Below are 12349 nucleotides of genomic sequence, written 5' to 3' on the forward strand. Positions count from 1 at the left end.
CATATTTCGAACTAGCATAGTATTGCAAGTAAATTAAGTAAAATGTATCACAAAAAAAGGAAAGGATAATAGGTTATCCTTTCCTTTTTGATATCTTCTGGTACAGCTGTCAAGTCAGTATAAACCACAGTCATTCAAGTACTGTGTTTTAATTCGACTGGCCTAGACTGCTGGAACCAATAAGCTTTCACCTGTCATTTCGGTAGGGGCATCAACATTCATCAATGATAAAATAGTCGGTGCCACATCACTGAGTTTACCGCCGCGGCGCACTTGCAGCTTTTGGTCGCCTACATAAATCAATGGCACATGCTCTGTCGTATGCTGTGTATGTACTTGTCCGCTTTCATAGTCTTGCATCTGCTCGCAGTTACCATGGTCAGCTGTGATAAGCATATCACCACCAGCAGCACGCACCGCTGACTCGATACGGCCAACACATACATCTAAAGCTTCTACTGCTTTTACCGCTGCATCAAAGATACCTGTGTGTCCAACCATATCACCATTGGCATAATTGACCACCAATACGTCATACTTACCAGACTCAATCGCTTCTACTAATTTATCAGTGACTTCAGGCGCGCTCATCTCAGGCTGTAGGTCATAAGTTGCAACGTCTGGAGATGGCACTAGAATACGAGTTTCACCCTGATACTCTTCTTCGCGGCCGCCACTAAAGAAAAACGTCACATGCGCATATTTTTCAGTTTCAGCGATTCGCAGCTGGGTTTTTCCTTGATCCTGCAAGTACTCTCCCAATGTGTTGGCTAAAGACGTTGGGTAGTAAGCAATGCTGGTTTTTGGATTGTCAGCTAGGACATCTGAATACTTAGTTAGCATCACAAACGCCGCCAGTTTTGGCTGCTTTTGACGCGCAAATCCAGAAAACTCATGATCTGGCAAGACAAACGCTTGGGCAAGCTCACGAGCACGGTCGGCACGGAAATTCATAAAAATAAGTGCGTCATTGTCATTGACAGTATATGGCACTTCATCACGTCCAATTACGGTCGTTGGACTGACAAACTCATCGGTCTCACGCGCTTTATAAGCAGCTTGAACAGCGCCATCTGCCCGTGTCGATAGACGATCAGCTTTGCCTTCAGTAATCAGCTCATAGGCTTTTTGTACTCTATCCCAACGATTGTCGCGATCCATTGCATAGTAGCGACCGATGATACTCGCAATCTGTACGCGGCCACCTTCGTAATGAGCATTCAATTTATTGACATAGTCGCGCAGACGATTGATGTACTTATCAGCAGATTTAGGCGGGGTATCACGGCCATCTAAAAAGCAATGAATAAAGACATTCTTGGCACCATGGACCAATGCTGAATGACACATACCTTCGATATGGTCTTGATGAGAGTGAACACCGCCATCAGAGAGCAAGCCCATAATATGGACGTTACCGCCACGTTCATTGGCCGCTTTTACCGCATTGACCAATGCTTCGTTTTTATAAAATTCACGATTGGCCAGCTCACTTGAGATACGAGTTGAGTCCTGATAAAGAACACGCCCCGCCCCTAAATTCATGTGACCAACTTCTGAATTACCAAACTGACCATCTGGCAAACCAACATCTTCCCCTGAAGCTGAAATCAGCCCATGAGGATATTGCTGATAAATCTTGTCTAAATTTGGCATATTGGCGGCAGCGATGGCGTTATCTTTATCTTCTTCACGATGACCAAAGCCGTCCAATATCATCAAGACATGCGGTATTTTTTTATTCTGTGCACCGTCTTGGTTATTGCTAAGCTGTGTTTTATTATTATCAATAGAGTCTGATGCTTGTTGGGTACTGGTCATATATTACCGCTCCTCGAGTGAATGAACGCCTATAATGCTGTGTAAGGGAATATAAAGCCCTCTATATTAACACACATCTTGAAATAGCTGAAAAACTGAGCATTTTTCGTGAGTTTATGAATAATTTTATAGGGTTATCTTGCGATGATTTTTCTATATAATATAATATGAATGCGGCCAATCAACCAAGCTACGTATCAATCTGTAATTCAGACTTGCAATCACTCTTTTCATTGGTTAAGATAAAACTATTCTGAAGTGTTGGCTAGTAGATGTTTATTCCCTGAGCCGATAATGCTTTACCAGGATGTGGTACCTATTGTCTCATTGTGTATGCCTGCACCGCTTGCGGTGTATCAGGAAACCTGCAGAGATGATGACGCATCCGCCCTGAACTTCACGGTTCATGGGTCACCATCTTACAGCGGCACTTCGGTTGTTTCATTCGGTTAGTAAATATATTTCTTATAATTTGTTCACTACCACCAAAAAGCCCCTTTCGTCATCGACTAGAGGGGCTTTTTTTATGCTTACGATTTAACTGAATAGTTATTCGTCATTAGCAGACTTGGTAATTTTCTTTACATCTTTAGGGATGTTTTTGGCAGTACCATCAACCGTAGTATGCTGTTTAAACACATCACCAAATGGGTTTTGCTGCTGTTGACCAAATGGATTTTGACCATTCATGCCACCTGCGCCACCGAACGGGTTTTGACCGCCCATGCCCCCAGCACCGCCAAACGGATTTTGACCACCACCCATTTGACCACCCATCTGCTTGGCCATCATTTCCATCATCTTTTGCTGATTATTCATGACGTAATTATTGGCCAAGTCTTTTAGCTTTTTCTGCACAGGTGGCAATACGACCAACAGCGCCATCAAATCACTAAGTACCCCAGGAATAAGCAGTAAAATACCAGCAGCTGCCATCGCGATACTCTTAATCATCGTGGTCTCTGGCGGACGCATCGCAGGGTTCATCATGCCACCAGCTTTCATTTGCTGCGCCATTGGATTAAGAGCAGCCATACCTTTGCGCATCAAGGAGATACCGATAACCGCGGCGATAATAAACCACATAAACACCCACCAGCCGCTCATAAACTGAGCAAGCAAATACCACAGTAGCATCTCGATAATAAACCAAACGATGGCTATACCAACTATCTGACCCATAAAGTGTCGTCCTATAAAATAAAAACCAATAAATTGAGCGCCATGAAAATTAAAATGGCTAACATATGATGTATATGGGGATTGGTTGCTATACTATCAAACTTAAGGCTAATTTTTAAGCCATATAGTCGGTACGATATAATTTGGATACAAGTAAAGTGAGCGACAGTACTACGAGTAGCATGCTGAGCAAGTCTGACTCCGTATCCGATTTATATAGGATTGAATATAAAATGACAGGTAAGCAAGACGGAATATTATGGCAATTATTATAGGAATTGATCCAGGGTCACGCATGACCGGTTATGGGATAGTACAGCAGACAGGTGACAAGCTGACCTATATCGATGCAGGGACGATTCGCACAGATACTAAAGAGATGCCTGAACGCCTCAAACGTATCTTTAATGGATTAACGCGTATCACACAGCATCATTTAAAATATGCAGACGAGCCTATCTATACAGCGATTGAGCAAGTATTTATGGCGGAAAACCCTGATTCTGCACTTAAGCTTGGGCAAGCAAGAGGTGCAGCGATTGCAGCAATGGTTGCACTAGATTTAGAAGTGTCAGAATATACGGCTCGGCAAATCAAACAAGCCGTCTGTGGTTATGGAGCGGCAGCCAAAGAGCAAGTACAAGAGATGGTCTGCCGGATATTAGCGTTAGAAGTCGTACCGCAACAAGATGCTGCCGATGGACTTGCCTGCGCCATCTGTCACGCTCACTCAAGCCATTCAATGAACAAACTGATATTGAATAGCGCTATGCGTGGTCGCAGCGCTTCCAAGAAGAAAGGTCGTTGGCGTTTAACTGAAGAAGATTTGGGTAACTTGCGTTAAAAATCAGCGTTGAAACAGAAACGCGTCAAAATAGATAAACAGCAAAGTAGACATCCCATAAAAAAACACGCGCTATTAGACGCGTGTTTTTTATGACTATGAACATTTCAAATGCTCAAACTATAATAAGCTACTCTACAACTGCACTTTCAATGACAGCATCTAATATATAAGCATACTTTTCATCAGCAGTATCATCTTTAGTTGGTTCACTGGTCTCTGATAATTCATCGATGTTTAGCGGATAGCGTTGTAAGCGTAGTACTTCTTCGTGTTTGCTATCATGCTGATAGCCATCGATTTCACCAACGAATACTCGCCACTGTCCTTCGTGAGTTTTAATACCTTGATCATTATAAGTAATAGGCTTAACTTGTAGACACTGCTCAGAGTTACCTGCTTCGCAAGGTATAGTTTCGGAGTTTACTGCCCAAAATACTGTTTCACCCTTACTGTTATATTTCGCTTGTGCAGTAAGCCTACCATTCCAAACCAGAGTTACATCATCGTCGGTAAACTGGGTTAATACTGGATTATCGCCTTGATCAATTTTGAACTCACTACTGCCCTGCATCAACGTATTCAAGGTGTTTTCTGCCACGTCTAAATCGCTACAAGACATCTTTGTACTCATACCCTCTTCAGTAGTTAAGGTATGCCCTTTTAACTGATAGCCAGCACTAATCGTATTACAGCCTACGCTATAGCTTAGCGTGTCTTGCCCTTGATATTGGTTGAATGCAAGCGTTACCTGACTGTTGATATTCGCAAATTCAGCCATAGGTTGTTCATTGGCGTCGACTGCATTTACTAACGTCCAGCGATGATGAGATAAGGTGGTCGTCAGCTTGTCTTGAGCGGTTAATTCAACAGGTTCAGATTCGTCTGATGTAGGGCTCATACTAGATACCAGACCTTCACTTACGGCTGAGTCTGTCATCTTGCCAGCTTCAGCACCCTGCGATGTATCATTTTCACTAGACGCCGCTTCTTTTTGACACGCACTTAGCATCAGACTAACTGCCATCATACTGGGTAATAGCAGTAATTTTAACGTTGACTTATTTCGGCTACCTACCATATTACATACCTCTTAGTAAGCTTGTACAACTTATCTCGCGTACCATCTATGTTTTAAAAACCTATTCAAAAGAAGTCATAATTTAAAAGCATTCCTCTTTAATGAATAAGTAAGAAACATAATTGATATAACTAAGCTAGATTAACCACTATAACCTTGGCTCTATTAACTTATGTAACGAAATGTTGATTTTTATTATATTTCATAAAAAAACAGCTAACGATTGAGGTTAGCTGTTTTGCTTTATAGTGATCAGTTTACTAAACAGGTTAATAGATAAATTTTATGATTTAAACTATTTTTCTAGAACCTTTTAGTCATTCACACTTGCAGGTTTGGCTTTAGCCATATTCTTAATACTGAAACGTTCATTCATCTTTTGATAAAAACGAGCTAGGTTTTCGCCTTGCTCATTAGGATTAATTTTTAATACTTTACCAAAATCCAAACTGAGATATAGCACAATATCCGCAAAACTTAATTGCTCACCTACTAGGTATTCACGACCTTCTAATATCGTCTCAAAATATGCCATGGCTTTAACCGCACGAGCAATTGATGGTGCGACGAACTCTGGCACTTGCTCAATACGTTGTGCTTTAGATGGATGACTGTGCTGAAACGCGAGCATCAAGTTATACATCACTTCAAACTCTGCAACACGGCGCATAGAGCAAACTTGCGCACGCTGTACCACATCATTACCCATGACCGAACGCTCACCGTAAACACGATCCAGATACTCACAAACTGCCTGCGAATCATTCAGTACTGTACCATCATCTAAGGTCAAAACAGGTACGGTCTGCATTGGATTCATTTGCGTAAAGGCTTCTGACATTTGCTCATTTGCCGCAAAATCAATATCGATCACATCCACATCATCCATATCATCAACATCGATACCTTTTGAAGCTAATAGGATAAGTGCTTTACGTGGATTGGGCGCTGTACGGGTAATATATAGTTTTTTCATAGCAAACTCCTTGTAAGAATGATTGGACAGCGATTTGACGCTGATACGCTTTATTATGGTTGTTGTACTGATAAGCACAAATATTGATACGCTATACCACAGTTATAGCCTAATCTGGCCATCATGGCAAAGTGTTATTAATCATAAAGTAGAAATAATAAAAGCCCCATAACCTTGAGTCATGGGGCTTTATTTAATCACATTTATACATCAGTCTAATTATTTGTTTGGTGCAGGTGTGGTGCGTAGATACGGCTTAATCTCTTTGTGACCTTTTGGATATTTTGCAGCGATATCTTCATTTTTCACACTTGGTGGAATGATCACATCGTCGCCATCTTTCCAGTCTACAGGTGTTGCAATGTTGTACTCATCCGACAACTGTAGTGCGTCAATTACGCGGATAATTTCATCAAAGTTACGGCCACAGCTGGCAGGATATGTCAGCGTTAGACGAACTTTTTTGCTTGGATCAATGATAAAGACGCTACGTACTGTATGAGTGCTGTCGGCATTAGGATGCATCATGTCATATAGCTCAGCGACTTCTTTATTAGGATCAGCGATGATTGGGAAGTTCATATCTGTGCCTTGAGTCTCACCGATATCGCTCGCCCACGCTTTGTGATCTTCTAAGCTATCAACAGAAATACAAATCGGCTTTACATTGCGCTTTTGGAACTCGCCATTCAGTGCAGCGGCGCGACCAAGCTCAGTGGTACATACTGGCGTAAAATCTGCTGGATGCGAGAAGAAAACGACCCAATGATCACCTGCCCACTCGTGAAAATTGATGTCACCTTCTGTGGTTGTAGCGTCAAAATTTGGTGCGGTATCACCTAAACGTAAATGTGCCATGCTTGATTCCTTAGCTATGTGAATGAACGCTTATATCGACACGTCGGCCTCGCGTTCTATTATTATCATCGACGTGCTCAGTTATCAAATATAACATAAAGCACATCCGTAAAAACTGACTTTATCTTAACAAACTGGTTATGAATGTCTTGTGACGGATTGTAATGCGGTTATTCCGTTTAACTCTAAGCTGATGGACAAATCTTTTAATGAACTCTTATGGACAAGTAGCTTTGATAAATAATTAAACCACCATCCCTGCATCCCATAAGCAAAACTCGCCAAACTTACCCTTCTTGCTCGTACCACCAGCTGCACGTCCAGCATCGGTCAATACTAGCTCACCATCTTGCGATTGTAGGTAACCCGCTGCAAGCAGCTTGTCATTCAACTCTTGCGTTTTAAAGCCCAACTCTTTAGCAAGCTTGGCGGTGGTCAGTTTAGAGTAATTAGGTGTGATTTCTGTCGTAGAGTTAACGCTTACGTTGGTAGTAGAGTTTGTTGTTTTGGTACTAGGCTCAGACTCACTTTCAGTTTCGGTCACTTTTTCAAGAGACATTCTCACTTCATCACTGATACGAATGATGCGCTGCGCTTCCTCATAAGTATCGGCATAAAGTTTGGCATCATCATTACGATAAATCAGTACGCCCATCTCATTGTTATTAACTTGGCTAAATTCATAAAGATTTAAACTGGTAATAATGCACTCATTTTCATTCAGGTAGCATTTCGCATGTAAGTTTTTGCAAAAGCTAGTACGAATAAAGGTCAGGTTTTTGAGCCAGTTTATTTCTTCAGGGTGCAAATCATTCTTGCCATAAACAATTCGAATGTCGATCTTGAGACGGTTGCGGTCTTCCAATAATTCTTTGATACGTTCATTAAGCTTCAAGTATGGGCTAATAATAATCAACCGATCAGACGCATTTTTAATCAACTCTTCTAAATGATACGTTGTACCACTGCTGTTTAGAAACTTTGCCATTCTTATTTCCTCAAATCTTACTATGCTTAACTTTATAACTACACACAAAAAAGCCCATTCCTAGCGTACTAGAAATGGGCTAATTTGCAAACTACTATTGTTCAGTATTATTCCAAAATATCTATTTGAATAACGATACTTTTCATATACTGAGTCAACATAAATTAAGCTGGCTTATAGCTATCACGCAAGCTAACGATTTGGTTAAATACTGGCTTATCCGTGCTGTGATCTTCGCTATCAGAGATGAAGTAACCTTCACGCTCAAACTGGAAGCGCGTGCCAGCATCTGCATTGACCAGAGACGGCTCAACCACTGCATTTAGCTCAGTGAGCGAGTTCGGGTTTAGCGCTTGATGAACATCAGCGACGCCACTTGGGTCCTCAGCACTGAATAGCTGCTCGTACATACGTACGGTCGCTGGTACGCCTTGACTGGCTGATACCCAATGAATCACGCCTTTAACCTTACGTCCTTCAGGGTTATTGCCCAAAGTAGCAGGGTCAATCGTCGCTTTTAGCTCAACGACATTGCCATTTTCATCAGTGATATGCTCAGTGACTGCTAGTACGTAGGTGTTACGCAGACGAATCTCTGGCTTTTCTGGAGAGAGACGCTTGTAGCCTGCAGGCGGCTCAATTTCATAATCACCTTGGTCAATGTATAGCGTTTCGGTGAATGGAATCTCACGCTCACCCATATCGACGTTAGGATGGTTCGGCTGAGTCAACCAAAGCGTCTGAGTCGCATCGTCAAAACGTGCATTAACGCTATCGGCTTTTTGCGACTCCCAGCTGCTGACCGCTTCGCTAAAGTTAGTGATGGTCACTTTTAATGGCTTTAGTACCGCCATACCGCGACCAGTTGTCGTCTCTAATGACTGACGAACGCTAAACTCTAGCAAACGGAAATCAACCACACTATCCGCTTTGGTCACACCCACACGCTCACAAAAATCACGCAAGCCCTCTGGCGTATAACCACGGCGACGCATGCCAGCGACAGTCGGCATACGTGGATCGTCCCAACCGCTTACGATACCTTCATCTACTAGCTGCTTTAGCTTACGCTTACTGGTCAATGTATGGTCAACGTTTAAGCGGCTAAACTCGTACTGATGCGGCGGTACGTCAAAGCCGATTTTTTCGATGACCCAATCATAGAATGGACGATGATCTTCAAACTCAAGCGTACATAATGAATGGGTAATCCCTTCTAACGCATCCGAGAGTGGATGAGCAAAGTCATACATCGGATAGATGCACCATTTATCACCAGTCTGATGATGCGCTTGATGCATCACGCGATAGATAACAGGATCACGTAGGTTCATATTTGGGCTGGCCATATCGATCTTGGCGCGCAAAATAGCCTTTCCTTCAGCGTATTTACCGTCTTTCATATCATTGAACAGCGCTAGGTTTTCTTCAACGCTGGCATCACGATATGGTGAAGGCGTTCCCGCTTCATTGAATGAACCACGGTTTTCTTTGATTTGCTCAGGGGTTTGCAAATCAACATAAGCGTCGCCTTGCTCAATCAACTGAATTGCCCATGCATGCAATTGATCAAAATAACCTGAGGCATGATGCGCCTCGCCTGCCCACTCGAAACCTAACCATTGCACATCGTTCTTAATATTGTCGATGTAATCTTGCTTTTCAGCAGTTGGGTTGGTGTCATCAAAACGCAGGTTGCACACACCGCCGAACTCTTTGGCCACACCAAAGTTTAAGCAGATAGATTTTACGTGACCTAAATGCAGGTAGCCATTTGGCTCAGGCGGAAAGCGCGTTACAATTTGCTGGTATTTTTGCGCATTGACATCGTCACGAATGATATTACGAATAAAATCGTTTTTTGCTTCGTCTTTTTGTGCATTGTTGCTTGAGTGATCACTCATCGGGCATTGCTCCTAACGCAAATTGTCAGTTCATGGTGCGTGCCATCACGCATCACGAAACGTTTAAACTAAAGTGTTAAAATAAAACGAGAATATTAAAACTTAGATAGTGCGACCGCATTATCAAAATTTGTCAAAAATGGGTAAAGTTGCGTTATTCTATCAGGTTTCGCAAACGCATTAACAGCCTGATACATGACACGGGATAAAAAAGCCGTTAGACTACCCGTAACTTTTTAACCACCACTCACAATAGTGCTATTTAGGGCGCTGCAATCAAAAAGGAATATCCCATGGTAGACATGCCACCAGTAGTAGAACTTGAAACTAATATGGGTGCGATCGTTATCGAACTCAACGAAGAAAAAGCACCAAAAACCGTAGAAAACTTTTTAAACTACGTAAAATCTGGTCAGTATGACGGTACAATTTTCCATCGCATCATTGATGGTTTCATGATTCAAGGCGGCGGAATGGACGCTGAGATGAATGAAAAACCAACCAACGCGCCTATCGAAAACGAAGCGGACAACGGTCTAAAAAATGATAAAGGTACTATCGCGATGGCGCGTACCCAAGATCCGCATTCAGCGACTAGCCAGTTCTTCATCAACGTAAAAGACAACGACTTCCTAAACCACTCTGGCAAAAACATGCAAGGTTGGGGTTACACCGTATTTGGTAAAGTAACAAGTGGTATGGACGTTATCGAAAAAATGCGCAGCGTACCAACTGGTCGTTTCGGCATGCATGCTGATGTGCCAAAAGAGCCAGTTGTTATCAACTCAGCAACCATCATTACTCAGTAATAGTCATTCAATAGCAGCTAGTCAGTAATAGTTACTTAGCGATAGCTGTGAATGAGCGAGCATTTTTTAATATAGTTTATTAAATCATGCTCGCTATACGATAAGTCACGAGGACCAAGATAAATGCAAAGTTTTAATCACTTAATCACGACCCGCCCTCATCAAGTGCGGCAAGTATTGATTAGCGATTTGCATTTATCGCCTCAGGAGCCTGCCTTAGTGCAGGCTTTTTTGGCGCTATTAGATGACTGTCTCGCCCTGCCAGCGCTAAAACGCCTCTTTATATTGGGTGATTGGTTTGAGGTGTGGCTAGGTGATGATACGTATTTATCGTTGTCAGAAGACGAGAAGATAGCGCACTGGTTGACTCCACTTATCACCAAACTCAAGCAGCTACGTATTAATGGCTGTGAAATATTGGTCATGCACGGTAACCGTGACTTTCTGTTAGGTCAGCCGTTTTGTAATCTGTTCGGTGGTGAGCTTATCAACGAACCGTATACTTTGCCTGTTGGTCAGCAGCATTACCGCTTAGAGCACGGTGATGCGTTATGTACTGATGATAAAAAATATCAGTTCTTTCGCAAAATTATGCGCAACCGTTTAACTCAGTGGTATTTGCTTAATAAGTCATTAGAAAAACGCTTAGCCATCGCAGATAATATGCGTCGACGAAGTCAGCAGAATAATGCGAACAAAGCTGCTCATATCATGGATGTGAATGATAAAGCCGTACGTCAAGCTATTGCTACTAGTGATGCATTGTTACACGGACATACCCATCGTCCAGACATTCATCAGGCGACTGATGATAAAAAGCGCTACGTGCTTGGCGACTGGCGCTTGTTAGATAAAGACACCCGCCAGCCGAAAGTTAGCGCCGTGATTGGTGTAGTGACAGATGACGCGCATTCAAGTGACAGTTTGAATAGTAATGATTTAAGCAATAATACTGCTGAGTTTGGATTGTTTGAGTTTACAATGCTTGTTTGACTTGATCGTTGAACCTAACTAAAAAACAAAAGGGTCTGTTGATAGTTCAACAGACCCTTTTGTTTTTTACTACACTTTTAAATAGCTAGCAAGCGATAAGCTATTTAAGGTATTAGCTTAAAGAAATGCTGACGGTAATGCTTTAGCTCACGGATAGAGTCACGAATATCATCTAAGGCTAAATGACTGCCACCTTTTTCGAAATTCTTTAAGATATCAGGACGCCAGCGGAAACAAAGCTCTTTAATTGATGACACGTCAAGATTGCGATAATGGAAGAATCGCTCAAGCTCTGGCATTTGGCGCGCCATAAATCGACGATCTTGGCAAATAGAGTTACCACACATTGGCGACTTACCACTATCAACCCATTTGTTTAGGAACTTGATGGTCTCCGCTTCGGCTTCTGCCAATGTCACCGTACTACGGCGCACACGATCGACCAATCCTGATTGACCATGCTGCTTGGTATTCCAGTCATCCATCTTATTTAAGACTTGATCTGATACCTTGATCGCAAACACAGGTCCTTCAGCAAGTACATTCAAATCTTCGTCAGTAACGACAGTAGCAATCTCGATAATCTCATCGTTTAAGGTATCAAGTCCGGTCATTTCTAAATCAATCCATACCAGCCCTTTTTTGCCTTGATTTTTGATTTTAATCTTATTGGGATGGTCACCGGTAGTCATACAATATCCTATGGTCATTAAATTTTGGGACAGTTTTAAACATAATTTAAAAAACGTATTGCGGTTGAATACTCATATTCAGGCAGCATTGCAATGCACTGATTGATTCAAAAAATTTAACAATCAGCCAAAATATTACAAAACCACTGTCTGCCGCAGACGCTTTAGGCTGTATGTTAGCAAATTTTCACGCTACACTTA

Annotated in this window: 11 protein-coding genes and 1 other RNA gene; 4 read left to right on the forward strand and 8 right to left on the reverse strand. The window is 42.1% G+C overall.

Translation table 11 applies throughout. The features are described 5' to 3' along the window. Positions 1 to 162: 162 nt before the first annotated feature. Positions 163 to 1821, reverse strand: coding sequence for a 2,3-bisphosphoglycerate-independent phosphoglycerate mutase (gene gpmI, locus V6252_RS05530; protein ID WP_341609676.1), 1659 nt, complete (start codon positions 1819 to 1821; stop codon positions 163 to 165). Between the two features lie 247 nt (positions 1822 to 2068). Here gpmI and ssrS point away from each other — a divergent pair. Then, positions 2069 to 2264: non-coding RNA, 6S RNA (gene ssrS / locus V6252_RS05535), on the forward strand. Positions 2265 to 2370: 106 nt separating this feature from the next. On the opposite strand, the gene V6252_RS05540 is transcribed toward ssrS, so the two are convergent. Next, positions 2371 to 3003, reverse strand: coding sequence for an FxsA family protein (locus V6252_RS05540; RefSeq protein WP_057760971.1), 633 nt, complete (start codon positions 3001 to 3003; stop codon positions 2371 to 2373). Between the two features lie 259 nt (positions 3004 to 3262). Here V6252_RS05540 and ruvC point away from each other — a divergent pair, with 259 nt between their 5' ends. Further along, entirely contained in the window at positions 3263 to 3847 is a 585-nt protein-coding gene (ruvC, locus tag V6252_RS05545) for a crossover junction endodeoxyribonuclease RuvC (protein WP_341609677.1), read from the forward strand. A gap of 130 nt (positions 3848 to 3977) precedes the next feature. Here ruvC and V6252_RS05550 read toward each other — a convergent pair whose 3' ends face one another. From V6252_RS05550 to V6252_RS05570, 5 genes are all read right to left on the reverse strand, one after another. Beyond that, positions 3978 to 4928 carry an META domain-containing protein gene (locus V6252_RS05550; protein ID WP_341609678.1) on the reverse strand — a complete coding sequence of 317 codons (951 nt, stop codon included), beginning with the start codon at positions 4926 to 4928 and terminating at the stop codon, positions 3978 to 3980. 313 nt (positions 4929 to 5241) lie between these two features. Then, positions 5242 to 5904 carry a glutathione S-transferase family protein gene (locus V6252_RS05555; protein WP_191113951.1) on the reverse strand — a complete coding sequence of 221 codons (663 nt, stop codon included), beginning with the start codon at positions 5902 to 5904 and terminating at the stop codon, positions 5242 to 5244. 219 nt (positions 5905 to 6123) lie between these two features. Next, on the reverse strand, positions 6124 to 6762 hold the full coding sequence (locus V6252_RS05560; RefSeq protein ID WP_057760978.1) for a peroxiredoxin: 639 nt from the start codon (positions 6760 to 6762) through the stop codon (positions 6124 to 6126). 244 nt (positions 6763 to 7006) lie between these two features. After that, on the reverse strand, positions 7007 to 7750 hold the full coding sequence (locus V6252_RS05565) for a phospholipase D family protein (protein ID WP_341609679.1): 744 nt from the start codon (positions 7748 to 7750) through the stop codon (positions 7007 to 7009). A 164-nt stretch (positions 7751 to 7914) separates the two neighbouring features. Next, positions 7915 to 9654 carry a glutamine--tRNA ligase/YqeY domain fusion protein gene (locus V6252_RS05570; RefSeq protein ID WP_341609680.1) on the reverse strand — a complete coding sequence of 580 codons (1740 nt, stop codon included), beginning with the start codon at positions 9652 to 9654 and terminating at the stop codon, positions 7915 to 7917. 293 nt (positions 9655 to 9947) lie between these two features. Here V6252_RS05570 and V6252_RS05575 point away from each other — a divergent pair, with 293 nt between their 5' ends. Then, on the forward strand, positions 9948 to 10463 hold the full coding sequence (locus tag V6252_RS05575) for a peptidylprolyl isomerase (protein WP_057760980.1): 516 nt from the start codon (positions 9948 to 9950) through the stop codon (positions 10461 to 10463). Positions 10464 to 10586: 123 nt separating this feature from the next. After that, complete coding sequence (locus V6252_RS05580) at positions 10587 to 11456, forward strand: UDP-2,3-diacylglucosamine diphosphatase (protein ID WP_341609681.1); 870 nt, start codon at positions 10587 to 10589, stop codon at positions 11454 to 11456. A gap of 104 nt (positions 11457 to 11560) precedes the next feature. On the opposite strand, the gene orn is transcribed toward V6252_RS05580, so the two are convergent. Next, positions 11561 to 12148, reverse strand: a complete 588-nt coding sequence (gene orn / locus V6252_RS05585; RefSeq protein ID WP_057760984.1) for an oligoribonuclease — start codon at positions 12146 to 12148, stop codon at positions 11561 to 11563. Between the last annotated feature and the right edge of the window lie 201 nt (positions 12149 to 12349).

The sequence above is a fragment of the Psychrobacter proteolyticus genome (assembly GCF_038155145.1).
GTDB lineage: Bacteria > Pseudomonadota > Gammaproteobacteria > Pseudomonadales > Moraxellaceae > Psychrobacter > Psychrobacter proteolyticus_B.